This window comes from Roseomonas indoligenes, from assembly GCF_017813365.1.
Taxonomy (GTDB): Bacteria; Pseudomonadota; Alphaproteobacteria; order Acetobacterales; family Acetobacteraceae; genus Roseomonas; species Roseomonas indoligenes.
In genome coordinates this window covers 469,788-494,521 of record NZ_JAGIZA010000001.1, presented here as the reverse complement: position 1 = coordinate 494,521, position 24,734 = coordinate 469,788, and the positions used below count along the sequence as shown (strand labels likewise).

Genomic DNA, 24,734 nt, shown 5'->3' with positions numbered 1-24,734 from the left:
GCCAGGCGGTACGGTGGCGCGATAACGCCCGGGCAGCGTCGCCGTTCGTTCGGCCGGCGGATGAAGCTTCCTTGAAGGCGGCGTGCCGTGGCCGGCAGGGTGTGTAAGCTGACGTCCACCCAACCGAGGATTCGACCATGGACCGGCTGCCCGAGACCCCGCCCGCTGGGGAAATGATCTCCCCGCCCCTCTTTGAGCGCCTGGGACGGCGCGGCTTCCTCGGCACCACAGGCGGTGTCGCGGGCTATACCCTCGCGGCCGGGCGGGTGATGGCACAGACGATCGTCACCACCCCGGCGGATGGCCTGGTGGCCGGGGACATCATGATCCCGGCGGGGGACCGCGACATTCCCGGCTACCGCGCCCGCCCGGCCAGCGGCAGCGCCTGGCCCGTCGTGGTCGTGTGCCAGGAGATCTTTGGGCTCCACGAGTACATCAAGGACGTCTGCCGCCGCCTGGCCAAGGAGGGCTATCTCGCGGTTGCCCCGGACTACTACGTGCGCCAGGGCGACCCGAAGAACGCCGAGAACCAGCAGGCGGCCGCTGCCATCGCCATGCGCAAGCCGGATGACGAGCTGTTTCGCGACCTGGACGCGACCTGCGCCTGGGCGGCCTCGGATGGAGGCAATGGCGAGAAGCTGGCGATCATCGGCTTCTGCCGCGGCGGGCGGAACGTGTGGGCCTATGCGGCGCAGAACCCGAAGCTCAAGGCGGGCGTGGCCTGGTACGGGCCGATTGCCGGGCAGCCCAGCGCGCTCACCCCGCGCGTGCCGCTGGACATGGCGGCGGACATCAAGTGCCCCATCCTCGGCCTCTACGGCGAGGCGGACACCGGCATCCCCGTGGAGGGCCTGCGGACCATGGAGACCCGGATGCGCGAGGCCGGGAAGCGGTTCACCCTCGTGATCTACCCCGGCGCGCCGCACGGCTTCCACGCGGATTACCGCCCGAGCTATCGCGAGGAACCGGCCAAGGCCGGCTGGCGGCTGATGCTCGACTTTCTGAAGGGGAACGGGGTCGCCTAGCGCCCCATGGCCCGCAGCATGCCCCGGGCGGCGGCCCGCCCGGTGGCAAGGCAGGCGGTGAGAAGGTAGCCGCCCGTCGGAGCCTCCCAGTCCAGCATCTCACCGGCGGCGAAGAGCCCGGGGATGCGGCGGACCGCGTAATCCTCGTCCAGCTCCTCCCATCGGAGGCCGCCGGCGGAAGAGATGGCGCGGTCCAGCCCGGACACGCCGGCGACCCGGAGTTCCAGCGCCTTCACGGCGCCCTCCCCTTCGCGCAGCAGCGCGATGGCTGCGGGCGTCAGGGCGAGCTGGCGGCGCAGGTGGTTGGAGAGGGACTGCGCCCGCCGCGGGGCATCCAGCCGCCGCGTCACCTCGGCCGGCGACAGGTCAGGGCGCAGGTCCAGCGTGACCCGCGCCTCGCCCTGAGCCGCGACGGCGTCCCGGATGGCGGCGGAGAGGGCGTAGACCGCCCCACCCTCCAGCCCATGCGCGGTGATCATTGCCTCGCCCCGAACCGTGCGCCCACCGAAGGTGATGGCGATCCGCTTCAGCGGCGTGCCGGCGAATCGATCCCTGAAGTGGTCAGACCATCCGATCAGGATGCCGCAATTCGCCGGCGCGAAAGGGGATAGCGCGACGCCGCGTGCCTCCAGGATCGGCGCCCAGCCACCGTCCGACCCCAGCCGCGGCCAGGAGGCGCCGCCCATGGCGAGCAAGGCGGCGTCCGGGGTGAGGCAGAGCGGCGGGCCATCCGGCCTCTGGAAGAGCAGGGCCCCCGATTCATCCCAGCCGGCCCATTCGTGGCGGGACAGTAGCGTGACGCCCCGCGCGGCGAGCCTTGCGAGCCAGGCCCGTAGCAGCGGTGCCGCCTTCATGGCCTGCGGGAAGACACGGCCGCTGGTGCCGGCGAAGGTCGGCTGCCCCAAGGCCTCGCACCATGCGCGGAGAGCCTCCGGCGGGAAGTCGCGGATGGCGGGTTCCAGCCTTCCCCGGGCCACGCCGAAGCGGGCCAGAAAAGCTTCCAGAGGCTCAGTATGGGTGATGTTCAGCCCGCCGCGCCCGGCCATGAGGAGCTTGCGCGCGGGGCTCGGCATGCGGTCCAGGACGGTGACCGCAATGCCCGCTTCCGAGAGGAGTTCCGCCGCCGCCAGCCCCGCGGGGCCGGCGCCGACGATGGCAGCGCTCAGATCAGCGATCGCGCTCGACCAGCAGCGTCTTGATCTCGCCGATCGCCGCGGCCGGGTTCAGCCCCTTCGGGCAGGTCCGGGCGCAGTTCATGATGGTGTGGCAGCGATAGAGCCGGAACGGATCCTGGAGGTTGTCCAGGCGCTCGCCCTGATACTCGTCGCGGCTGTCAGCGATCCAGCGATAGGCCTGGAGCAGCACGGCCGGGCCGAGATAGCGGTCGCCGTTCCACCAGTAGGAGGGGCAGGCCGTGGAGCAGCAGAAGCACAGGATGCACTCCCACAGCCCGTCGAGCTTCGCGCGCTCCTCCTTGGACTGGCGGCGCTCCTCGTCCGGCGGGGCGGCCGTGTCGGCCTTCAGCCAGGGCTCGATGGAGCGGAGCTGCGCGTAGAGCTGGCTCAGGTCCGGCACCAGGTCCTTCACCACGGGCATGTGCGGCAGCGGATTGATCCGCACGTCGCCCTGCACGTCCTCGATTGGCTTGAGGCAGGCGAGGGTGTTCAGCCCGTCGATGTTCATCGAGCAGGAGCCGCAGATGCCCTCGCGGCAGGAGCGCCGGAAGGTGAGCGTGGTGTCCACCTCGTTCTTGATCTTGATCAGCGCGTCCAGGACCATCGGGCCGCACTTGTCGAGATCGATCTCGTAGGTGTCCATCCGCGGGTTGTCCCCGGTATCCGGGTCCCAGCGGTAGATCTTGAAGGAGCGCACGTTCTTCGCCCCGGCCTCGGCCTTGTAGACCTGGCCGGGCTGGACCGTGCTGTTCTTCGGGAGGGTAAAGGTCGCCATGGTTCCGGGGCTTCCTAGTAGACGCGTGCCTTGGGCGGGAAGACCTGGACCTCGTTGGTGAGGGTCCGCATCTTCACGTCGCGATAATCGAGCTTCACGCGGTACTGGTCATTCACCCAGGCCAGCGTGTGCTTCATCCAGTTCTGGTCATCGCGGTCCGGGTAGTCCTCGTGCGCATGGGCGCCGCGGGACTCGTGCCGGGCCTCGGCGCCGACCACGGTGGTCAGCGCGTTGCCGATCAGGTTGTCCAGCTCCATCGCCTCGACGAGGTCGCTGTTCCAGATCAGGCTGCGGTCGGCGATGTGGATGTCGCTGTAGCCGGCAGCGACCTTCTCCATCTTCTCCACGCCCTCCTTCAGGAGGTCGGAGGTGCGGAACACCGCGGCATGGTTCTGCATCGTGCGCTGCATGTTCACGCGCAGCTCGGCGACGGAGGTGCTGCCCTTCGCGTAGCGCACCCGGTCCAGCCGGGCAATCGCGTTCTCGCCCGCGCCTTCCGGCAGCGGCGCCTGGGAGGCGCCGGGGCGGAGCGTCTCCTTCGCCCGGTGCGCCGCGGCGCGGCCGAACACCACGAGGTCGAGCAGCGAATTGGTGCCGAGGCGATTGGCGCCGTGCACGGAGACGCAGGCCGCCTCACCCACCGCCATCAGGCCGGGCACCGTCGCATCCTGGTCCGTCGCGGTCGGGCGCAGCACCTCGCAGTGGATGTTCGTGGGAATGCCGCCCATGTTGTAGTGGACGGTCGGGAGCATCGGGATCGGCTCCTTCGTCACGTCCACGCCGGCGAAGATCTTTGCCGTCTCGGAAATGCCGGGCAGGCGCTCATGCAGCAGCTCGGCGCCGAGGTGCTCCAGGTGCAGGTGGATGTGGTCCTTGTGCTCACCCACGCCGCGGCCCTCGCGGATCTCCATGGACATGGCGCGGGACACCACGTCGCGGGAGGCGAGGTCCTTCGCCGTCGGGGCATAGCGCTCCATGAAGCGCTCGCCCTCGGAGTTCGTCAGGTAGCCACCCTCGCCGCGCGCACCCTCGGTCACGAGGCAGCCCGAGCCGTAGATGCCCGTCGGGTGGAACTGCACGAACTCGTTGTCCTGCAGCGGCAGGCCGGCGCGCAGCACCATGCCGCCTCCATCGCCCGTGCAGGTGTGGGCGGAGGTGCAGGAGAAGTAGGCGCGGCCATAGCCGCCGGTCGCCATGACCGTGGTCTGGGCGCGGAAGCGGTGGATGGAGCCGTCCTCGAGGTTCCAGGCCATCACGCCGCGGCAGGCGCCGTCCTCGTCCATAATGAGGTCGAGGGCGATGTATTCGACGAAGAACTCGCAGTTATGCTTCAGCGACTGCTGGTAGAGCGTGTGCAGGATCGCGTGGCCCGTGCGGTCGGCCGCGGCGCAGGCGCGCATGGCCGGCGTCTTGCCGTAGTTCTGCATGTGGCCGCCGAAGGGGCGCTGATAGATCTTGCCGTCCTCCGTGCGGGAGAAGGGCACGCCGTAGTGCTCCAGCTCGATGATCGCCGGCACGGCCTCGCGGCACATGTACTCGATGGCGTCCTGATCCCCGAGCCAGTCGGAGCCCTTCACCGTGTCGTACATGTGCCAGCGCCAGTCATCCTCGCCCATGTTGCCGAGGGAGGCGCCGACGCCGCCCTGGGCGGCGACCGTGTGGGAGCGGGTGGGGAAGACCTTCGTGATGCAGGCGGTCTTCAGCCCCGCCGCGCCCATGCCGAAGGTGGCGCGAAGCCCGGCGCCGCCGGCCCCCACCACCACAACGTCATATGTGTGGTCCACGATCCGGTAGGCGCCGCCGTTGAGGCCGGGGCGCGGAGGCTGGCTGATGGCGTTCATTGCGGGTTCTCGTACGTCCTGGCGCCGGATCCGGCGCATGTCCTGTCGCCCCTTCGGGCGCTGAAGCTCTTGCGCCCGGAAAGGCGCGACAACCGGGCGCGGAGGCGCCGGGCAGAGATGGGGAGGGCCCCTGCGCGGCTTGGGAAGGTGAGCCGCGCCACGCTCATCAGACCGCCAGCCGAACCACGGCGAGCGCCGAGAGCAGGCCCAGCACCAGACATATGGCCTTGATCACGAGGCCTGCAACCATCGCGCGGCGCTCGGGGCGAATGTAGTCCTCAATCACCACCTGCAGCCCGGCCTCCGTGTGGTGGAAGCCGATGCCGATCAGGACGATCAGCAGCACGGCATTGAAGGGCCGGCCGATCCACTCGGCCATCACCTCCCACGGGTCGCCGGCATGGACGGCGAGGGAGAAGACAAGCCAGATCGTCAGCGGCAGCAGCGCGATGGAGGTGACGCGCTGCATCCACCAGTGATGGGTGCCGTTGCGGGCGGAGCCCGAGCCGCGCACGCGGCCGAGCCCGGACTGCATGCTGGTCTGGCGGTTCACCGCCGGGATGTGCTCGCTCATGGGCGGGCCCCTCTCTCGAAACCCGTGCTCACGAAGCCCAGGCGATGATGGCGACGATCCAGGTCACGACCGTCATCACGGCGGTGGCGATCGCCGTGGCCCAGCCGGTCCGGTAGGTGGTGGGAATGTCGTAGCCGTAGCCGGCATCCCAGACGAGGTGCCGGACGCCGTTCAGCGTGTGGTACCAGACCACCGCGGACAGGCCGAACAGCATGATCAGGCCAATGAAGCCACCGAAGAACCACTGGACGGTCGCATAGGCCTCGGGTCCCGCCGCCGCGGCCGAAAGCCACCAGACGAAGAAGATCATGCCCACGGACCAGATGCTGCCGGTGATCCGGTGCATGATGGAGGTGAGGCTCGACATCTGCAGCATGTCATAGACCTGCAGATGCGGAGAGAGCGGCCGGCGGACGGTCGAGCCGTCCGTGCGGGTGCCGATCATGAGGGCTTCGCGCGCGTCGGGGTTATGGGCCATGCGGCGTCCTGCAATGCTGCCGGGCGCGACTGGTCCGCGCGGGGCTGGGCAGCTTTTATGGTGCGGCACCGCGAAGCGTCAATCACACGAAATCAAGGCGTTGCGAAGGGGTCGCAAGTAGAATGGCAGGGGATTTGCCATCCCCCTGTAACTTCAACCCCGTAGCGCGCCGCGCCGCAGCAACTCCTCAGCGATCTGCACGGCATTCAGGGCGCCGCCCTTCCGCAGATTATCCCCGGCGCACCACAGGGCGAGTCCGTTCGGAACCGTAAGATCGGGCCGGATGCGCGAGACGAAGACCGGGTCCTCCCCCACCGTGTCCAGCGGCGTGACGTAGCCGCCGTCGTCCCGGTGATCGAGAAGGGTCAACCCGGCGGCGCCGCGGATCGCCTCCCGCGCCTCCGCCTCGTCCACCGGCCGATCGAAGGTCGCCTGGATCGTCAGGCACTGCCCGATAAAGACCGGCACGCGCACGCAGGTGGCGGAAACGGCGACGCCGCCCAGAAGCCGCCCTGCATCCTCCGCCATTGCCTCTTCCTCATCCGTCAGCCCGCCCTCCCCGAAGGCGCCGACCTGGGGGATGACGTTGAAGGCGATGGGCTTGGGGAATTGCTCCGGCACGGCCGTGTCGTTCACAAAGACGCCGCGGGTCTGGCTGAACAGCTCGTCCATCGCCTCGCGTCCCGCGCCGGAGACGGGCTGGAGCGAGGTCGCGACCACCCGGACAAGCCCGGCCAGGGCCTGCAGCGGGTGCAGCGCCATCGCCATCAGGATGGCGCCCGAGACCGGGGAGGCGACGATCCGTGGATTGCCGGTCAGCGCGCCCGGGTTCACCTCCGGCACCACCACCGGCGCATCCGGATTGGCGAAGCCGCTGGCATCCACCACCGCACAACCCGCCGCGGCCGCCTTGCGAGCCAGGGTGACGGGGCCGGTCGTGCCCGGCGCCAGGAAGAGAAGGTCGGTCCCGGCCCAGTCGTGCCGCTCCACCGCCTCCACCTTGATGTCCTGGTCGCCGAAGGAGAGCGAGCCGCCGACCGATCGCCCGGAGCCGAGCGCGGTCATGGAGGCCACGGGGAACTCCCGCTCGGCGAGCGTCTTGATGATCTCCCGCCCCACCTGCCCGGTGGCGCCGGTGACTGCGATCCGATGAGCCATGCAGAAAACCCCTTCCCCGCCAGCATCCCGGCGGGGAAGGGCGGGCCGCAGATAGGGTGGCGCGCCCCCTTCCTGCAACCCGCCCATCGGATCAGGCGGCGCGCACGGCCCGCAGGAAGCCCGAGGACTTCTCCCGCAGGATGGCGGTCTGCCCCGCCAGCGCCTCGGTGGCGGAGAGCATGCCGCCGGCGGCGCTGCCCGTTTCCTCCGCCGCGGCGCGGACGCCCGCGATGGCCTGGTTCACCGTGTCCGTGCCCCCGGCCACCTGGGCGGCGCTGCGGGCGATTTCCCGCGTCGTCGCGCCCTGCTCCTCCACCGCGGCGGCGATGGCCGTCGCGATGCCACTGGTGCGCTCCACCGTCTCGCCGATGCCGCGGATCGCCTCCACCGCGCCGGTGGTGGCCGCCTGCATCTGCTGGATCTGGCTGGAGATCTCCTCCGTCGCCTTCGCGGTCTGGGCGGCCAGGGTCTTGACCTCGCTCGCCACCACCGCGAAGCCGCGCCCGGCCTCGCCGGCACGGGCCGCCTCGATCGTCGCGTTCAGGGCCAGCAGGTTCGTCTGCCCGGCGATGTCGCCGATCAGCCGCACCACATCCCCGATCCGCGCCGCGCCCTCGGCCAGGCCGCGCACCGTGCCGTCGGTGGCCCGCGCCTCGGACACGGCCTGGGCCGCCACCTCGGCAGCCTCCGCCACGCGCCGGGTGATCTCGGTGATGCTCGCGGCCATCTCCTCGGCGGCGGCGGCCACCGCCCCTACCTCGCCGCTGGCCCGCGCCGCGGCATCGGCCACCTGCGCCGCCTCTCGGCCGGAGCGCTCGGCGGTGTCGTGCACGTCGCCGGCGGCACGGCGGAGCGACTCCACCTCCCCGGCCAGGGCCTCGACCACGCCGCCCACCTCGGCCTCGAAGGTATCGGCCAGCCTGGCCTCCTCCGTCACCAGGCGCCAGGTGAGCATCGGGCCGGCATAGGCGCCCGTGCCGTCCGTGATGGCGCTGGCCTGCAGGTCCACCACCTCCTTCCCGATCCGCAGGCGTGCGCGGTGCGGCAGCGCGGCAGGATCCGCCAGATTGGCCGGCAGTCCAGCCAGGCCTTCCAGAGGCAGCTCCTCCAGCGCCCGGCCGACCACCGGCTCCGTCACGCCCAGCCGGGCCAGGACCTCACCCATCTCGAGGTTCACGTGGGTCACGCGCAGGGCGGGGTCGGCGGCCATCAGCCCCAGCGGCATCTGCTCGATCATCTGGGCCTGGGCGAAGGCGCGGCCCACCGTGCCGCGCAGATCCTCCAGCGCGGTGGCGATGCGGCCGGTCTCGTCGCGGCCCTCACGGTCCCGCGCCTCGGCGGCGTCCCCCGGCGTGGTGTCGCCCGAGGCGATGGCGCGCACGCGCACCGCCGCCCGGCGCAGCGGCGCGCCGATGGCCCGGCTGCTGGCCCAGGAGGAGAGAAGCTGGATCAGCGCCACCGCCGCGCCGATCCAGAGGGTGAAGCGCACCACGCTCTCCAGCGCGCCCGCCATCTCCGTGCGGCGCTCAGCCGCGTCGGCCCGCAGGAGCCGGGTGGATGCGTCCAGCGTGCGGCGCAGGGCGGCCGCGGCGGGCTCCGTCTCCTCCGCCCGGATCTTCGTCACATCGGCGAGGGAGGCGAGGATGGTCTCGCAGCCCTCGGCAAGGCCGGCGGCCACGGCGCCGATCCGCGCCACGTCGTCCTTCAGCCGGGGCGTCATGTCGTAGGCCTGCACGCCCCGCAGGTGCACCCGCTGCTGCGCGATGGCGCGCCGGACGCGGCGGGCCTGCGCCTCCTCCCCCGTGACGAGGAAGCGCTGCACCGCCAGCCGCGCCTCGTTGACGGCGTTGCTGAAGGCCATCACGCGGCCGCGCACCTCGTCCACCTGGGCACGGTCGGGCACCTCGAACTCCAAGGCGCCGAGCACGGCCTCCATGCCCTGGTCGAACTCGGAGGTGAGGCGATAGAGCCGGTCGTCCCGCGCCTCGATCATGCGGCTGCGCGCCTCCAGCATGTGGGCGATCGCGGCCTCGTAGCGGCGGCTCTCCGGCAGGGCGGCCAGTGCGGACTCCCGTGCGGCGGGCAGGGCGATGTCGGCCGCGGCCTCCTCGATCAGCTTCCGCGCGGCGTCCAGGGCCGTGCGGGCCTCCCCGGCCGCCGCTTGCGCGGCGGGAAGGGCCTGGGCGGTGCCGAGCTCGGCCTCCTGCACCGGGGCCTGGGCGGCGCGGCCGCCGGCCTGCTCCACCAGGGCCTGCACGCGCGCCGCCACGCGCATCCGGTCCTGCTGCTGAGCGACGTCCTGCATCTCAGACCAGACGAGGCCGACCAGGCCGCCGAGAAGGCAGAGGGTGAGCCCGGCGCCTGCGCCGAGCTTCCGGGCAACGGATAGGTTCTGGAAGGCGCGCATGGCCTGGACTGGCTCCTCGGCTGAGATCGTGGCGCGATCATCGGCGCGAATCCCTAACCACCGGATAAGCGGTCTCCGTGCCGCCGCTCCCTTGCACGCCGGGGCCGGCGCGCGCAGATCGGCCCCGTGCTGCACCTCATCAAGCTGGCCGTCGGGCCAAAGGACGTCGAGGCGATGGAGCGCGGCCAGGCCCTGCGCGCCCGCGGGCCGGAAGGGCTGCGCCACGTCACCCGCATGACCCCGAAGCGAGCGCCGGAGATCCTGGCGGGCGGCGGCTCCCTCTACTGGGTGGTGGCCGGGGTCTTGCGGGTGCGCCAACGCATCCTGGCGATCGAGCCGGTGAAGCGGGCGGACGGCGCGGCGGCCACCGCCCTCATCCTCCAGCCCGGGCTGGTGCCGGTGCAGCCGCGCCCGATGAAGCCCTTCCAGGGCTGGCGCTACCTGGAGGCGGCGGCGGCGCCGGTGGACCTGGCGGAGGGCGCCGTGGGGGTGGAGGGGATCGAGGACCTGCCGCCGAAGATGCGGCAGGCCCTGGCGGAGCTTGGACTGCTGTAAGCTACCGCATTTGGCCCCCGGACCCGGCCCATGCTAGGCCGCGCCGACCCATGGCCCCCCTCGCATGCTCAAGCGGCTAACGCGCCACCCTCGCTTCCTCGCCGCCATGGCGTGGCTGCTCGGCCTCTACATCGCCCTCGTCCACCGGACCACGCGCTGGACCCTCGTCGGCGATGCCGCCCTGGACGCGATGCGGGCGCAGCCCGGCAACATCATCCTCTCCTTCTGGCACGAGCGGATCGCCCTCGGGCCGCGCCCCTGGCTGGACATCATCCGGCAGATCCCGCCGCTGCAGCCGAAGCGGCCGCAGGTTCTCGTCTCCCGGCACCGGGACGGCGTCTTCATCGCCAGGGTCGTGGCGCGCTTCAACCTGGACACGATCCACGGCTCCACCTCGAAGGGCGGCAGCCAGGCGTTGCGGATGATGCTTCGTATCCTGCGCGGCGGCGGCGTGGTGTGCATCACGCCTGACGGGCCGCGCGGGCCGCGCCGGGTGGCGGCGCCGGGTGTGGGGCAGCTCGCCGCCGTCTCGGGCGCGCTGGTGCTGCCCTATGCCGGGATCACCACGCGCCACATCCGCCTCCGCTCCTGGGACCGGATGGTGGTGCCCCTGCCCTTCTCCCGCGGCTTGATGCTGCTGCATCCCATGTTCGCCGTGCCGCCCCATGCGTCCGAGGCTGGGCGCGCGGCGGTGGAAGCGGCGCTAACCGAATCCTGCGAGGCGGTGGATGCCTGGGCCGCCGCGCGTCGCGCCGGCGGCACGGGCGAGGCGGAACTGGCGGCCGTGCGGGCCATCGCCCGGCGCGCCCCGCCCGCCTTTCCGCCCCCCGCCGACGATGCGAGGGACGCAGGCCCCGCCACCCTTCCGGACGATGCGGCGTGACCACTGCTACGCGCCTCGATTCCACTCCCCGGACCGGCGGCTGGCGCGGGGACCTGCCGCTTCTCGCCTGGCGGGGGGCCGCGACGCTCGCCGCCCCTCTCCTGCCCTTCTGGCTGGCCCGCCGCGCCCGGCGCGGGAAGGAGGACCCGGCCCGCCTCCGCGAGCGTCGCGGCGAGGGGGCGGAGCGCCCGCCCGGCCCCCTCCTCTGGCTGCACGGGGCCAGCGTGGGGGAAAGCCAGTCCGCCCTGCCGCTGATCGAGGCCCTGGCCGAGGCCCGGCCGGCGCTGCGCTTCCTCGTCACCACCGGCACCGTCACCGCGGCGCGCCTGCTGGCGGAGCGCCTGCCGCATGCCCTGGCCGGACGGGTGCAGCACCGCTTCCTTCCCATGGACGTGCCCGCCCATGTCGCCCGCTTCCTCGATGGCTGGAAGCCGGATGCGGCGGTGTTCATCGAGAGCGAGATCTGGCCGAATCTCCTCCTCGCCACCCGCGCGCGGGGGATCCCGATGGCGCTGATCAACGCGCGCATCTCCGACCGCTCCGCGCGGGGCTGGGCGCGGCTGCCCTCGGTCGCGCAGCGCCTCTTCGGGGCCTTCGACCTCGCCATCGCCCAGACGGAGGCCGATGCCGACCGCCTGCGCGCCCTGGGAGCCAGGACGGCACGCGCCTGGGGCAATCTCAAGTTCGCATCACGCCCCCTGCCCGCCCCGGAACCGGCCTTGGGCGCGCTGCGCAAGGCGATCGGCGCGCGGCCCGTGCTGCTGGCCGCCAGCACCCATCCCGGCGAGGAGGCGCAGGTGGCCGAGGCCCATGCGCGCCTGCGGGAGCGCCTGCCGGAGCTGCTGACGATCATCGCTCCCCGCCACCCGGAGCGCGGCGCGGCCCTGGCGGGGGAGCTGGGCGCCCACAACCCGGTCCTCCGCTCCACCGGGGCGCTGCCGGGGCCGGAGACGGCCGTCTACATCGCCGATACGCTGGGGGAGCTGGGCCTGCTCTACCGCGTGGCAGGGGCGGCGCTGATCGGCGGCTCCCTCGTGCCCCATGGCGGGCAGAACCCGCTGGAGGCGGCTCGGCTGGGCTGCCCGGTGCTCCTGGGCCCGCATACCGGCAACTTCACCGCCATCGTGGACCGGATGCTGGAGGCGGGCGCCGCCATCCCGGTGGCGGATTCCGCCGCGCTGGCCGAGGCCGCGGGCGGCGTGCTAACGGATGCGGACCGGGCCCGGTCCATGACCTCGGCCGCTGCCCGGATCGCGGCGGATGCCGGGGCCCTGCCCGAACGGATGGCCGCCGCGATCGGGACTCTCCTGCCCGCCCCTGCCCCGACCGGGGATGGTGACGCGGCGGCACACGGATGAAGGACGCCTGACGGCACCATGCGTGCCCCCGATTTCTGGACCGGGGATGGCGGCGGAATCGCGCCCATCCTGCTCTCCCCCATCGCCGCGCTCTACGCGGCGGCGACAGCGCGCCGCGTGGCGCGGCCCGGCTGGCGCGCGCCCGTGCCGGTGATCTGCTGCGGCAACGCCACCGCCGGCGGCGCGGGCAAGACCACCCTGGCGCTGGACCTCGGCCGGCGCCTGGCGAACCGCGGGATCGCCGTGCACTTCCTCACCCGCGGCTATGGCGGCACGCTCAAGGGCCCCGCGCGGGTGGAGCCCGGCAAGCACGACAGCGAGACGGTAGGCGACGAGGCCCTTCTCCTGGCCGCCGAGCGCCCGACCTGGATTGCCGCCGACCGCGCCGCCGGCGCCAGGGCCGCGATCGAGGCCGGGGCGCAGGCCATCATCATGGATGACGGGCTGCAGAACCCGACGCTGGAGAAGGACCTCTCCTTCCTGACGATCGATGGCAGCTACGGCTTCGGCAACAACCGCGTGATCCCTGCCGGGCCGTTGCGGGAGCCGGTGGCGGCCGCTGCCGGCCGGTCCGGCGCCGTAGTGCTGATCGGCAAGGACGAGTGCGGGGCCCTGGCGCTGCTGCCGCCGGGCCTTGCCGTGCTCCGCGCCCGCACGGTGCCGGGGCCCGAGGCGAAGCAGCTCGTGGGGCAGTCCGTCTTCGCCTTCTGCGGCATCGCGAATCCCCGGAAGTTCTTCTCAACCCTGTCAGAATCCGGCGCGATCATCGCCGGGCGCGCGCCCTACGCGGACCACTACCCCTTCGATGCCGGGGACATGCGGGAGCTTCTGGCGGAGGCGGACCGGCTGCGCGCCATCCCCGTGACGACGAAGAAGGACTTCGTCCGCATCCCCCCCGCCTTCCGCGCCCGGGTCACGGTGGTGACGGTCGGGCTGGAGTGGGAGGAGCCGGCGATGCTGGAGGCGATCCTCGATCCTCTGGCCGGGCGCGTGCCCATCCCGGCCTGAAGGGCTGGTGACAGCGGCCAACGGGAATGCGCCACCCCGGCGAGTTCCTGCCGGCCGTGTCCTGGCGGCATCACCGGCCGGAGCATCGCACGACCGGGAACATTCTGTGCGGCCAGTACGCAACCGAACCATGCTGCGCCGCGATACGCGACCATGCGCCGGCTGCTCCTTCTCCTCCCGCTCCTCCTCGTGACCGCCTGCGCCAGTACGCCTCCTGCCTCGACGGGCCCCTCTCAGGCGCGCAGCGGGACGAGCCAGAAGCCGGCCGGTCCCGGCGCCGCGCAACTCGTCGCCGCGGCGGAACGGGAGTGGCGGGACTGGGGACGCATCGCCGTGGAGGGCTGGCCCATCGCGCTGGACCGCACCCCGGACGCGACGCCGGAGCTCTTCGACAAGCTGATGTCCTACTGGTCCGCCACGCCGGATGGAGCAGGGATCATCAACGCCCACATGCACTTCCGCGACACGATCTCGGGCCCCGCCCTCGCCTCGGCCTCGCTCGATCCCGTCTCCGGACTGCCCTTCAACGTGGAGCCCGCAAACGTCGCGATCTCCTCCTACAACACCCCGGCCTGGTCAGCGGCCTTCATCAGCTACGCGATGAATTCGGCCGGCGTGTCGCGGTCGGATTTCCGGCCCTCCTCCGCCCATGTCTTCTACATGGACGGAATGATCGAGAACTACCTGGCCGATCCGGACTCCGCCGCCTTCCGCCCGCACCATGTGGAGGAGTACGCGCCGCGCCCCGGCGACCTGCTCTGCTACGACCGCTCGGCCAGCCCCCTCCCGAACTGGGAGGCCCGGATGGCGGAGCGCGGGCGTTCGCGCCCTTCCCACTGCGACATCGTGGTGCGGGCCGCCGGGGGCACGATCGACCTCATCGGCGGCAACGTGATGGACGTGGTGCTCCGCCGCCGCATCCCCGTGGACGCGCAGGGCATCGTCCTGCCGCCCCCGCTGGAGCGCCCCCCTTTCTTCGTGGTGTTCGAGAACCGGCGCTGAACTGGGCCGCTCAGCCCTCGATGCCCCTCTCCCGCAGCAGACGGCGCGTGCCGGGGTGGATCATCGCCACCTCGGGCACGGAGCGGCGCGTGTTCTCCGGCGTCGTCTCCCGCCCCTGCGGCAGCCGCGCGGCGATACCCGGCCGCGCCGCGTCGATTGCGGCTGCGAGCCGGTAGGCGGTCTCCTCCGCAAGCCCGGGGCGGGCCAGGATGTAGCTCCAGGTGCCCACGGAAAGGATCGGCGCGGTCTGGTGCGGGTAGCTGTCCGCCGGCAGCACCATCTCGCGCACTGCAGGGTCGGCCGCCATGGCCCGGCGTCGCTCGGCCTCGTCCAACGGGATGAACCTGGCCCCGGCCGGGCCGGAGGCGATGGCGGTGAAGGCCGGCCAGCCGGCGCCGCCGCCCCAGAGCGCCGCCACGCGGCCGCTCTCCACCATGCCCGGCCCCTCTCCGACATGGTCGAGATAGACGGGCTGGAAGTCGCGCTCGATGTCGAGCCCCAGCCCGCCGAGGATGCGACGGGCCAGCACGACGAAGCCGGACCCGCCCGCGCCCCAGGCGATGGGCTTCCCTATCAGATCCCGGATGGACCCCGCCGGCGAATCGCCCCGGGTCACGAAAAGCCCGGGCGTCGCGTAGATGGCGGTGATCACGGACAGTCCGCGGCCGCCGGCCAGCGCACCGGTCGCTACCTCGCCCGCGACCAGGGCGATGTCGACCGCCCCATCCGCCAGCAGGCGCGCGTTCTCCGTGCTGCCCGCGCTGTTGCGCGGGGTGATCCGGATCGCCGGGTCCACCCCGGCCAGGGCGGCGATCAGGGCGTCGCCATAGGCCGGGAAGCCGCCACCCGGCGTGGCGGTGGCGAGGGTGAGGCCGATGGCCTGCTGGGCCAACGCGGCCGGCGCGGACAGCGCGGCGGCGAGCGCGAGGGCCGTGCGGCGGCCCGGGCGGAACAGGTTGGGCATGGCGGCCTTCCTCAGCTCAGATAGCGGGCGCGCAGATGATCCATGAAGTCGGAGGGGTCCAGCGGGCGACCGGTGGCGGCCGTCATCAGGTCCTGGAAACCGAGGAGGGAGCCCTTCCCGTGGACGGAAGTCCGCAGCCAGCCCAGCAGGGGCGTGAAATCCCCCTGCCCCAGCGCCCCGTCCATCCCGGGCAGCGCGGCGCGGGCCGCCTGCATCAGCTGGGCGGCCGCCATGGCGCCGAGGGTATAGGATGGGAAGTAGCCGAAATTCCCGTCATACCAGTGGATGTCCTGCAGGCAGCCCCGCCGGTCATCGGGCGGGGTGATGCCGAGGAGCGCGTGCAGCCCCTCCGCCCAGGCGCCGGGCAGGTCCGCCACGGAAAGGTCGCCGGCGATCAGGGCGCGCTCCAGCCGGAAGCGCAGGATGACATGGGCGGGGTAAGTGATCTCGTCCGCCTCGGTGCGGATGAACCCGCGCTCCACCCGGCGCCACAGGCGGCCGAGATTGGCGCCCGAATAGGCCGCCGCGTCGCCGCCAAAGGCCGCGTGCAGCTCCGGCCCGAGCCAGGTGAGGAAGGCATCGGAGCGTGCGGCCTGCATCTCGATAATGAGGCTCTGGGACTCGTGCGCGGCCATGCCGGCGGCCTCGCCCACGGGTTGCCGGGCATAGGGCGCGGGCAGGCCGCGCTCATACAGGGCGTGGCCGGTCTCGTGCAGGATCCCCAAGAGCGCCTGGCCGAAGGCGTCGGGGGTGTAGCGCGTGGTCAGGCGCACATCGGTGGGGGTGCCGCCGCAAAAGGGATGCGCGCTCTCGTCCAGCCGGGCGTGCTCGTAATCCAGCCCGGCCCGCTCGGAGAGGCGGCGGCCCAGGGCGCGCTGCACCTCCGTCGGGAAAGGTCCTTGTGGCTGCAACGGCGCCGGGCGGGCCGCCTGGATCGCCTCGGCCCGGGGCAGCGCCTCCTTGAGGAAACTCTCATAGGCGGCGAAGACGGGCTCCACGTCGGCGGCGGCGATCCCGGGCTGGTAGGCGTCCATCAGGGCGTCGTAGGGCGAGAGGCCCGTGGCGGAGGCCAGCGCCGAGGCCATCTCCCGCTGGAGGCGCACCACGTCCTCCAGCCAGGGGCGGACGGCGGCGAAGTTGGATTGCGGGCGGGCCTCCCGCCACACCTTCTCGCAGGCGGAGTTGGCACGCTCCATCGCTTCCACCAGATCGGCGCTCATGGCCGTGGCGCGGCGATGGGCACGGCGCATCAGAGCGAGGTTGGCCTCGTCCCAGGGCCCCTCCGCCGCCGCGGCCGAGAGGTCCTCCGCCACCTCGGGCGCCACCAGCATGGCGTGAGAGACGCCGGCCAGAACCGCCAGCTGCTCCCCACGCGCCGCGCCACCCCCGGGCGGCATCATGGCGGAGGCGTCCCAGCCCAGCATCGCCGAGCACTCGCCGATCGTGGCGATGCGGGCGAAGCGGTCCTTCAGGCGGGCGTAGGCGTCGTTCATGCGTCGTCCTTCCGGATGGCCCAGGCGATCAGCACGCCCAGCAGCGATGCGGCGAGCCCGTACCAGGTGATGGCGTAGCCGAGATGGGAGTTGGACGGCCGCGGCAGCGTTTCGGCCGGTTGCGGCAGGGCGTCCCGCGGCGTGTCCGTGGCGCGCAGGGCCACGAGCAGGTCCGGCATCGTGCCGGGCAGGCCCAGAGCCGCGCCGATCGCGCCCGCATCGGCGGTGTAGAAACGGCGTCCTGGCAGGTCGTCCGTGGCGGCGAAAAAATCCCGGTCATGCGGTGGGGAGACGTAGCCGACCACCGTCACACGCCCGTCCGGCCGCGCGATGGTCACCCCATCCCGCTGCATCGGCACCCAGCCCCGGTTCACCAGCACGGGGGGCAGGCCTTCCGCCTCCAATGGCGTGACGAGATGGGTGCCGAGGCTGCTCCCGCGCACCTCAACGCCCAGCACCGCCTCCAGGTCGTAGCGGAAGCGGCCGGTGACGGTGACCTTCGTGAAGGGCTGCGGCGCGACCGTGAGCGGTACGGGCGGCCCGGCCTCCGCGGCGGCGATGGTCGCCAGCAGGTCGGTCTTCCAGGCCAGCCGCCGCACCTGCCATGTGCCCAGCACCAACAGGATCGCCAGCACAGGAATGGAGGCCAGCACGGCCGGGAGGATGCGGCGCGGGCGGGACGTCATGCGGAACCCTTCAACGACGAACCCCGCCCAGAGACCCGGGCGGGGTTCGGAATGCGGTGCTGTCGAGGCCTAGTGCTCGGCGATGGGCCCGGCGCCCCAGACATAGATGCAGACGAAGAGGAAGAGCCACACCACGTCCACGAAATGCCAGTACCAGGCGGCCGCCTCGAAGCCGAAATGCCGGCGCGGGGTGAAGTCGCCCCGCCAGCCGCGGATGAGGCAGACCAGCAGGAAGATGGTGCCGACGATCACGTGGAAGCCGTGGAAGCCGGTGGCGAGGAAGAAGGTGGAGGGATAGATGCCGCCGCCGTGGAAGGCGAAGGGCGCCTCCGAGTACTCGATGGCCTGGAGCGTGGTGAAGAAGAGGCCGAGCGCCACGGTGAGCGCCAGCCCTTGCAGCATGCCCTTCCGGTCGCCCTCGATCAGGGCGTGGTGCGCCCAGGTGACCGTGCAGCCGGAGAGCAGCAGGATCATCGTGTTCAGGAAGGGCAGGCCGAAGGGATCGAAGGTGTGGATGCCCTGGGGCGGCCAGACATGCTCCGTCGCGCCCGCAACGTGCTCCGGGTAGAGCGCGAAATGGAAGAAGGCCCAGAAGAAAGCGACGAAGAACATCACCTCGGAGGCGATGAACAGCGCCATGCCGTAGCGCAGGCCGATCCGCACGATCGGGGTATGGACGCCCGGCTGCTTCGATTCGCGCACCACGTCCCGCCACCACAGGAACATGGAGGCGAGGACGCCGACGATCCCGAGGCCGAACATCCAATGGATGTTGTAATGCGACCAGAGAACGATCCCGAAGAGCAGCGCCGCGCCGGAGAAGGAGGCGAGCAGCGGCCACGGAGAGGGATCGACGAGGTGGTACGGGTGCTTATGCGGCGCCGGGGGCTCGTTCGGATCGAGCGTGATGTCGGCCGTGGTCGTGTCGAGGGTCGCCATCGAACGTCCTGGTTCTTGGGGTTCCGTTATGGGGGGCGGTTGCCCCGACGCGTCCCCGCATCAATCCCGCAAACGGGGGTGGGGATCAAGGGTTCGGCAGGCGGAACCAGCCGTCATCAGGGCGTGGCGGCGGCCCGCCCGACATGCGGCCCGGCGCTGGCCAGCGCGCCCGTGCGCTCCGCATCCGCCAAAGTCCGGAAGAAGGTGTAGCTGAGGGTGATGGTCCGGATGTCCCGCGTGTTCGGATCCTGCGCGATGGCGGGATCCACCCAGAAGGAAACGGGCATCTCCACGGACTGGCCGGCCTGTAGGGTCTGGGCGTCGAAGCAGAAGCAGGCGGTCTTGTGGAAGTACTTGCCCACCACCTCCGGCGTGACGTTGTAGGTGGCCACCCCCTCCACCGCCCGGTCCGTCTCGTTCGCTGCTCGGTAGAAGGCGAGCCCCTGTTCGCCGAGATGGACGGGCATGGAGCCCTGCGCCGCCTCGAACCGCCAGGGCAGGCCGGGATGGGTGGTGGCCGCGAATCGGACGGTCACCTGCCCGGCCACCGCGCCCGGGGCGGCCGGTCCGCCCGTCTGCACCGTGCCGTTATAGCCGGTGACGCGGCAGAACACGGCATAGAGCGGCACGGCGGCGAAGGAGAGGCCGACCATGCCGGCCACCACGCCGAGCACGGCAATCCCGGTGCGGCGGTTCCGGCGGGCAACGGGGTCCTGCACGTCCTCAGCCTCCGGAAGTCAGCTTGGCCATGGTGATGGCGTAGAAGATCGCCACCAGCGCGACCAGCACCACCAGCATGCCGATGTTGCGGCCCTTGCGCCGGCGATAGAAGGCGGCCGCCTCCTCCTCCGTCATGCGGGCGGGTTCCAGGGCCATCAGCCCAGGATCCCCGCGTAGTGCAGCCAGTGGTCCAAGGCCAGCGCCGCGAAGAGGCCAGCGAGGTGCAGCAGGGAGAAGCGGAAGGCCGCCCGGGCCGCCTTATCGCCTTCCAGGCTCACCCCCGTGGCGTCCTGCGGCTCCCGCAGCACGCGCCAGGCGTGGAACAGGAACCCGGCGCCGAGGGACAGGGCAAAGGCGCCATAAACCCAGCCCACCAACCCCAGCAGCACCGGCGCGAGGCCCAGCGGCGCGAGGAGGAGGGTGTAGGCCATGATCTGGCGCCGCGTCTCACGCGCGCCGGCGGTGACGGGCAGCATCGGCACGCCCGCCCGCTGGTAGTCGTCATGCGCCCAGAGGCTGAGGGACCAGAAATGCGGCGGGGTCCAGATGAAGACGATGGCGAAGAGGAGCAGGGGCAGCACATCCACCCCGCCCGTTACCGCCGCCCAGCCGATCACCGGCGGAAAGGCCCCGGCCGCCCCGCCGATGACAATGTTCTGCGGCGTCCGGCGCTTCAACCACATGGTGTAGACGAACACGTAGAAGAGGATGGAGCCGCCGAGCCAAGCCCCAGCCACCGCGTTCGTCGCCAGCCCCATCAGCAGCACGGACATCACGGCCAGAACGATGCCGAAGGCCAGCGCCGCCCCAGGCTCCACCCGGCCGGCCGGGATCGGCCGACGGGCGGTGCGGCGCATCACCGCATCGATGTCCCGGTCGTACCACATGTTGATGCAGCCGGCTGCGCCCGCCCCCACGGCGATGCAGAGGATGGCGACGGCACCCAGCGTGGGGTGGATGTGCCCGGGGGCCACCAGCATCCCCACCAGCCCGGTGAAGACCACCAGCGTCATCACCCGGGGTTTGAGGAGCGAGATCCAGTCCCGCAGCTCCGACCAGTCGGCGGAAACGTCGAGGGGGGCCGCGGCCCCCCTCCTCATCAGGTCACTCATGGCGGGTGTCTCTTACCCTTCCGAAGCCTGAAATCGCAATGGGAAGCTGCGGTTCAGCGGATGCGCGGCAGTTCGTCGAAGGTGTGGAAGGGCGGGGGAGAGGAAACCTGCCACTCCAGCGTCGTCGCGCCCTCGCCCCAGGGGTTCGCCGCGGCCTTTTCCTTCCGGGCGAAGGTCAGGAAGACGACGTAGATGAACACCAGGAACGACGCCGCCGAAATATAGGAGCCGATGGAGGCCACCAGGTTCCAGCCGGCAAAGGCGTCCGGGTAGTCCGGGTAGCGGCGCGGCATGCCCTGGGCGCCCAGGAAGTGCATGGGGAAGAAGGTGATGTTCACCCCCACGAAGGTCATCCAGAAATGCACCTTCCCCCAGAACTCCGGGTACTGGTAGCCGCTCATCTTGCCGATCCAGTAGTAGAAGCCGGCATAGATGCCGAACACGGCGCCCAGCGACAGAACGTAGTGGAAGTGGGCGATGACGTAGTAGGTATTGTGCAGGATCACGTCCACGCCGGCATTGGCCAGCTTCACGCCCGTGACGCCACCGACGGTGAAGAGGAAAACGAAGCCGATGGCGAACAGCATCGGCGTCTTGAGCTGGAGCGACCCACCCCACATCGTTGCGATCCAGGAGAAAATCTTGATGCCCGTGGGCACCGCGATGATCATCGTGGCCGCCATGAAGTAGGCCCGCGTGTCCACCGAGATGCCGGAGGTGAACATGTGGTGCGCCCAGACCACGAAGCCGACCACGCCGATCGCGACCATGGCATAGGCCATGCCGAGGTAGCCGAAGATCGGCTTGCGGCTGAAGGTGGACAGCACGTGGGAGACGATGCCGAAGGCCGGCAGGATCATGATGTACACTTCGGGGTGGCCGAAGAACCAGAACAGGTGCTGGAACAGCACGGGGTCGCCGCCGCCCTCAGGCTTGAAGAAGGCCGTGCCGAAGTTCCGGTCCGTGATCAGCATGGTGATCGCGCCGCCGAGCACCGGGACCGAGAGCAGCAGCAGGAAGGCGGTGACGAGCATCGCCCAGACAAACAGCGGCATCTTGTGCAGCGTCATGCCCGGAGCGCGCATGTTGAAGATGGTGGTGATGAAGTTGGCCGCGCCGAGGATGGAGGAGGCGCCCGCCAGGTGAAGGGCGAAGAGCGCCATGTCCATGGAGGGGCCGGACTGGTAGGCACTGTCCGAGAGCGGCGGGTAGATGGTCCAGCCCGCGCCGGCGCCCTGGCCGACGAACATGGAACTGCCGAGCAGCATGAAGGCCGGTACCAGCAGCCAGAAGGAGATGTTGTTCAGCCGCGGAAAGGCCATGTCCGGCGCGCCGATCATGATCGGCACGAACCAGTTGCCGAACCCGCCGATCAGGGCGGGCATGACCACGAAGAACACCATCACCAGCCCGTGGGCGGAAACCATGGCGTTCCACATCTGGCCATTGGCGAAGATCTGCAGCCCCGGCTCCTGCAGCTCCATCCGCATCAGGACGGAGAGGCCGACGCCGAGGCAGGCCGCCACCACCGAGAAGATGATGTAGAGGGTGCCGATGTCCTTGTGGTTGGTCGAGAAAAACCAACGCGAGACGAAGCCCGGCGTGTGGTCGTGGTGGTCGTCATGACCATGGGTGTCGTGCGCGGCGTGCGCCATGTCTGTCTTCCTGTCAGGCCGCCTTACCGGCGGGCCTCCACGGGGGAAGCGGCGGGGGAGTCGAGGGCGGCGACCGAGGTGGCCCGGTCACGCTCGGGCCAGCCCGGCCCCTGCCCTTCGGCGAACTTCGTCTTGGCCTCGGCGGCCCAGCGGTCGAACTCGGCGCGGGGCACGGCGCGGACGGCGATCGGCATGAACCAGTGGTTGTTGCCGCAGATCTGGTTGCACTGGCCGTAGAAGGTACCCTCCCGGTCGGCGCGGAACCAGGTCTCCATGGTGCGGCCGGGGATGGTGTACTTCTGCACGCCGAGGCTGGGCACGAAGAAGCTGTGGATCACGTCATGCCCGGTAGTCAGCACCCGCACCGTGGCGCCCACCGGCACCACCAGGGGATTGTCCACCGCGAGGTTCCGCAGCTGCCCCGGCTTCAGGTCGGCCTCCGCGATCGGGTAGCTGTCGAACTCGAAGTTGCCGCTGTCCGGGTAGCCGTAGTGCCAGTACCACTGGCGCCCCTGCACGTTCACCGTCAGGTCCGCCTCACGCGCCCGGTCCTCGTAGTAGATCAGGCGGAAGGAGGGGATGGCGATGATCAGCAGGATCAGCACCGGCACCACCGTCCAGGCGATCTCCAGCACCGTGTGGTGGCTGGTGCGGGACGGAACGGGGTTACGGCTGGCGTCATAACGCCAGATCACCCAGGCCAGCAGCCCGGCCACGAAGATCGTGATGGCGATGATGATATAGAGAACAAGGTCGTTGAAGTCGTGGATCGCCGCCTTCACCGGCCCGAAGGCTTCCTGCAGCCCCAAGGCCCAGGGGTGCGGCACGCCCAGCGCCTCGCCCGTGGCAGCGGGCTGGGCCATCGCGACCCCGGCCAGGCCCAGCAGGGCCACCAAGGCCAGGGCTGTTAAGAGAATCCGCCGCATTCCGCTGTCCTGATCCGATTTTCCGCCCTGTCGTTCCGCAGGCCTGTGGCATGCGGCCGTCCCATTCCCCGCCCAGCTGAACACGGTACGGAACGCAACCGGACACTAATCACGCGACGCCGCGTGACACAAGGTTGCGGGACGTGCCGCGGGTCAGTTCGGGGCCGCCACCTCGCCCTCGGCCTCGCCCTCCGCAACATGGTCCACCATGTCGGTCAGCATGGAGCGGATGTGTTCATCCATCACGGCGTAGAAGACCTGCCGCCCCCGCCGGTCCGCCTGGAGCAGCCGGGCCGCGCGCAGCAGCCGCAGGTGGTGAGAGACGAGGCTGCCGGAGATGCCGATCCGCTCCGCCATCTCACCCACGGAAGCCGGGGCATCCAGGCAGGCCAGGATGATGCTCAGGCGCGTGGGGTCGCTCATCAGCCGGAACATCTCGGCCAATTCCACCACCTGGTCCTCGCCGATTCTGCCTCGCACCGGTCACCTCATCGTTCTGCGGTCCGAGTCTCGGGGCCAGGGGCCGGTCTGTCCAGGGCAACGGGGCATCGCCAGGCCAGTTAGCGCGGATCAGGCGGGCACGGTGCGCAGCCCGGCCGCGTCCGGCCGCCGCCAGGGGGAGTCGCGCTCCGTCCAGGCCGCACCGGCCCCCAGCCGCCCGCGGCCGGAGGACCATCGTTCCATCGCCGTCTGGGCGCGGAGGGAGAGCGCCACGGGCAGCCGGACGCCCGCCAACAGTCGTTCCAAGAAGCCCGCCCGGCGGGTCACGAGGTCCGCGCCGTCCCGCAGTGCCGCGAGGAGGCTGTAGGCCCAGCGAGGCGGCACGGGCTCGCCGGTGGTAGTGAGGAGGATCGGCACCCCCGGGACCCCGAGGGTGGCCGCCCAGGCGGCCGCCTGCCGGACTGCCAGGACCGCGTCGCCCAGCCCATCCTCGACATGAAGGGGAAAGGGGTAGTCCGGCGCCAGTTGCTCCGCCACGGACAGCGCCTCCGGCTCGGCGGCCAAGATCAGCACGGCCAGGGAACCCGGGGCGGCGGGCAGGCCGCCGGCACCGCGGGACCGCGCCAGCGACTCGAGCACCGCCCGCAGCCGGCGAACCCCGCCCAGCGGCACGGGAACGAGCACCAGGGCCACCGGCGTCGCCTCCCGGGCCAGCGTCGCACCGGGTGGCGCGCAACGGGGGGACGAGGCAGCAACGGGTCGGGGGGAATCGGCGGCCAGAATGTCCATGGCCCGAGAAGACGCCTGCACGCCTTGCCACGGCGTTAACGTCCCTCGTCCTGGCGTTGACGCAGAGATGTATTCGCCGCCCCTTTCCCCGCCGCACCGGCCGCGCCATCTGCCGAGGATGCGTCGCCGACAGATCCTCCCCGCCCTCGCTCTCCTGCCGCTGGCCGCCCCGGCACTGGCCCCCAAGGCCCTGGCGCAGGGCGCCCTCTCCGCCCGCGACCGCGCGGACCTTCAGCGGGTGGAGGCCTATCTCAACGGCATCACCACGCTCCGCGCCCGTTTCATCCAGATTGCCCAGAACGGTGCCACGGCCCAGGGCACGGCCCTGATCTGGCGCCCCGGGCGGATGCGCTTCGACTACGACCCGCCGGAGCCGCTGCTGCTTGTCGCCAATGCCGGGCAGTTCATGCATTACGACAAGGAGCTGCGGCAGCCTTCCATCGTGCCCGTGGGCTCCACCCCGCTCGGCATCCTCCTGAGGGAACGGATCACCCTGTCCGGGGATGTGACGGTGAGCGGGTTGCAGAGGGAGGGCGGGTTCCTCCGCGTCACCCTTTTCCGCACGGCCAATGCCTCCGAGGGCCGGATCACCCTCGTCATGGCGGACAATCCCTTGGAGCTGCGCCAGTGGCTCGTGGTGGACGGCCAGGGGCACACCACGCGCGTCACCCTCTCGGCCATCGAGACGGGCATCCGGCTGGAGCGCGCCACTTTCGACTTCAACGACCCCCGATTCATGCAGGGCCCGGTGGATAACAACTAGGCGGAGG

Annotated in this window: 25 protein-coding genes; 7 read left to right on the top strand and 18 right to left on the bottom strand. The window is 71.2% G+C overall.

Annotation, left to right across the window (positions count from 1 at the left end; all coding sequences use genetic code 11):
- Positions 1 to 137: 137 nt before the first annotated feature.
- Positions 138 to 1,025, top strand: coding sequence for a dienelactone hydrolase family protein (locus J5Y10_RS02230; protein ID WP_209370158.1), 888 nt, complete (start codon positions 138 to 140; stop codon positions 1,023 to 1,025).
- On the opposite strand, the gene J5Y10_RS02225 is transcribed toward J5Y10_RS02230, so the two are convergent.
- The 7 genes from J5Y10_RS02225 to J5Y10_RS02195 form a co-directional block, all read right to left on the bottom strand.
- Positions 1,022 to 2,200, bottom strand: a complete 1,179-nt coding sequence (locus J5Y10_RS02225) for a TIGR03862 family flavoprotein (RefSeq protein ID WP_209370322.1) — start codon at positions 2,198 to 2,200, stop codon at positions 1,022 to 1,024. The genes J5Y10_RS02230 and J5Y10_RS02225 overlap by 4 nt on opposite strands.
- A complete protein-coding gene (locus tag J5Y10_RS02220) occupies positions 2,193 to 2,975 on the bottom strand; it encodes a succinate dehydrogenase iron-sulfur subunit (RefSeq protein WP_209370156.1) in 783 nt (260 codons plus the stop codon). Before J5Y10_RS02220 ends, J5Y10_RS02225 begins: the two co-directional genes overlap by 8 nt.
- Before the next feature lie 14 nt (positions 2,976 to 2,989).
- Entirely contained in the window at positions 2,990 to 4,816 is a 1,827-nt protein-coding gene (gene sdhA, locus J5Y10_RS02215; RefSeq protein WP_209370154.1) for a succinate dehydrogenase flavoprotein subunit, read from the bottom strand.
- Positions 4,817 to 4,982: 166 nt separating this feature from the next.
- Positions 4,983 to 5,390, bottom strand: a complete 408-nt coding sequence (sdhD, locus tag J5Y10_RS02210; protein WP_209370152.1) for a succinate dehydrogenase, hydrophobic membrane anchor protein — start codon at positions 5,388 to 5,390, stop codon at positions 4,983 to 4,985.
- 28 nt (positions 5,391 to 5,418) lie between these two features.
- Positions 5,419 to 5,868 carry a succinate dehydrogenase, cytochrome b556 subunit gene (sdhC, locus tag J5Y10_RS02205; RefSeq protein WP_209370150.1) on the bottom strand — a complete coding sequence of 150 codons (450 nt, stop codon included), beginning with the start codon at positions 5,866 to 5,868 and terminating at the stop codon, positions 5,419 to 5,421.
- Between the two features lie 153 nt (positions 5,869 to 6,021).
- Positions 6,022 to 7,026: an aspartate-semialdehyde dehydrogenase gene (locus J5Y10_RS02200; RefSeq protein WP_209370141.1), complete on the bottom strand. Its 1,005-nt coding sequence runs from the start codon at positions 7,024 to 7,026 to the stop codon at positions 6,022 to 6,024.
- A 91-nt stretch (positions 7,027 to 7,117) separates the two neighbouring features.
- Positions 7,118 to 9,433 (bottom strand): methyl-accepting chemotaxis protein, encoded by a 2,316-nt coding sequence (locus J5Y10_RS02195; protein ID WP_209370132.1) that lies wholly within the window; start codon positions 9,431 to 9,433, stop codon positions 7,118 to 7,120.
- A 126-nt stretch (positions 9,434 to 9,559) separates the two neighbouring features.
- On the opposite strand from J5Y10_RS02195, the gene J5Y10_RS02190 reads away from it, so the two are divergent.
- The 5 genes from J5Y10_RS02190 (at position 9,560) to J5Y10_RS02170 (ending at position 14,239) form a co-directional block, all read left to right on the top strand.
- Entirely contained in the window at positions 9,560 to 9,988 is a 429-nt protein-coding gene (locus J5Y10_RS02190) for a DUF1489 family protein (protein ID WP_209370130.1), read from the top strand.
- Positions 9,989 to 10,052: 64 nt separating this feature from the next.
- Positions 10,053 to 10,871: a lysophospholipid acyltransferase family protein gene (locus J5Y10_RS02185; protein WP_209370129.1), complete on the top strand. Its 819-nt coding sequence runs from the start codon at positions 10,053 to 10,055 to the stop codon at positions 10,869 to 10,871.
- Positions 10,868 to 12,229 (top strand): 3-deoxy-D-manno-octulosonic acid transferase, encoded by a 1,362-nt coding sequence (locus J5Y10_RS28285; RefSeq protein ID WP_342452813.1) that lies wholly within the window; start codon positions 10,868 to 10,870, stop codon positions 12,227 to 12,229. The genes J5Y10_RS02185 and J5Y10_RS28285 overlap by 4 nt, the downstream gene beginning before the upstream one ends.
- An 18-nt stretch (positions 12,230 to 12,247) precedes the next feature.
- Positions 12,248 to 13,237 carry a tetraacyldisaccharide 4'-kinase gene (lpxK, locus tag J5Y10_RS02175; protein WP_209370127.1) on the top strand — a complete coding sequence of 330 codons (990 nt, stop codon included), beginning with the start codon at positions 12,248 to 12,250 and terminating at the stop codon, positions 13,235 to 13,237.
- A gap of 153 nt (positions 13,238 to 13,390) precedes the next feature.
- The gene (locus J5Y10_RS02170) at positions 13,391 to 14,239 is read left to right on the top strand and encodes a DUF2272 domain-containing protein (protein ID WP_245214192.1); all 849 of its coding nucleotides are present in this window, start codon (positions 13,391 to 13,393) and stop codon (positions 14,237 to 14,239) included.
- A 10-nt stretch (positions 14,240 to 14,249) separates the two neighbouring features.
- On the opposite strand, the gene J5Y10_RS02165 is transcribed toward J5Y10_RS02170, so the two are convergent.
- From J5Y10_RS02165 to J5Y10_RS02115, 11 genes are all read right to left on the bottom strand, one after another.
- Positions 14,250 to 15,203 carry a TAXI family TRAP transporter solute-binding subunit gene (locus J5Y10_RS02165; RefSeq protein WP_209370125.1) on the bottom strand — a complete coding sequence of 318 codons (954 nt, stop codon included), beginning with the start codon at positions 15,201 to 15,203 and terminating at the stop codon, positions 14,250 to 14,252.
- 11 nt (positions 15,204 to 15,214) lie between these two features.
- Complete coding sequence (locus tag J5Y10_RS02160; protein WP_209370119.1) at positions 15,215 to 16,696, bottom strand: carboxypeptidase M32; 1,482 nt, start codon at positions 16,694 to 16,696, stop codon at positions 15,215 to 15,217.
- Complete coding sequence (locus tag J5Y10_RS02155; RefSeq protein ID WP_209370117.1) at positions 16,693 to 17,382, bottom strand: SURF1 family protein; 690 nt, start codon at positions 17,380 to 17,382, stop codon at positions 16,693 to 16,695. The genes J5Y10_RS02160 and J5Y10_RS02155 overlap by 4 nt, the downstream gene beginning before the upstream one ends.
- Positions 17,383 to 17,451: 69 nt before the next feature.
- Complete coding sequence (locus J5Y10_RS02150; RefSeq protein ID WP_209370115.1) at positions 17,452 to 18,321, bottom strand: cytochrome c oxidase subunit 3; 870 nt, start codon at positions 18,319 to 18,321, stop codon at positions 17,452 to 17,454.
- A 116-nt stretch (positions 18,322 to 18,437) separates the two neighbouring features.
- The gene (locus J5Y10_RS02145) at positions 18,438 to 19,040 is read right to left on the bottom strand and encodes a cytochrome c oxidase assembly protein (protein WP_209370113.1); all 603 of its coding nucleotides are present in this window, start codon (positions 19,038 to 19,040) and stop codon (positions 18,438 to 18,440) included.
- Positions 19,041 to 19,044: 4 nt separating this feature from the next.
- On the bottom strand, positions 19,045 to 19,197 hold the full coding sequence (locus J5Y10_RS02140) for a cytochrome c oxidase system small membrane protein (RefSeq protein WP_209370333.1): 153 nt from the start codon (positions 19,195 to 19,197) through the stop codon (positions 19,045 to 19,047).
- Positions 19,197 to 20,153 (bottom strand): heme o synthase, encoded by a 957-nt coding sequence (locus tag J5Y10_RS02135; RefSeq protein ID WP_209370111.1) that lies wholly within the window; start codon positions 20,151 to 20,153, stop codon positions 19,197 to 19,199. Before J5Y10_RS02135 ends, J5Y10_RS02140 begins: the two co-directional genes overlap by 1 nt.
- A 53-nt stretch (positions 20,154 to 20,206) precedes the next feature.
- Entirely contained in the window at positions 20,207 to 21,808 is a 1,602-nt protein-coding gene (gene ctaD / locus J5Y10_RS02130; protein WP_209370109.1) for a cytochrome c oxidase subunit I, read from the bottom strand.
- Between the two features lie 23 nt (positions 21,809 to 21,831).
- Entirely contained in the window at positions 21,832 to 22,734 is a 903-nt protein-coding gene (coxB, locus tag J5Y10_RS02125; protein WP_209370107.1) for a cytochrome c oxidase subunit II, read from the bottom strand.
- A 153-nt stretch (positions 22,735 to 22,887) separates the two neighbouring features.
- The gene (locus tag J5Y10_RS02120; RefSeq protein WP_257717180.1) at positions 22,888 to 23,214 is read right to left on the bottom strand and encodes an ArsR/SmtB family transcription factor; all 327 of its coding nucleotides are present in this window, start codon (positions 23,212 to 23,214) and stop codon (positions 22,888 to 22,890) included.
- 90 nt (positions 23,215 to 23,304) lie between these two features.
- The gene (locus J5Y10_RS02115) at positions 23,305 to 23,868 is read right to left on the bottom strand and encodes a hypothetical protein (protein WP_209370105.1); all 564 of its coding nucleotides are present in this window, start codon (positions 23,866 to 23,868) and stop codon (positions 23,305 to 23,307) included.
- 214 nt (positions 23,869 to 24,082) lie between these two features.
- Here J5Y10_RS02115 and J5Y10_RS02110 point away from each other — a divergent pair, with 214 nt between their 5' ends.
- Positions 24,083 to 24,727, top strand: coding sequence for a LolA family protein (locus J5Y10_RS02110; RefSeq protein ID WP_209370103.1), 645 nt, complete (start codon positions 24,083 to 24,085; stop codon positions 24,725 to 24,727).
- The last annotated feature ends 7 nt before the right edge of the window (positions 24,728 to 24,734 follow it).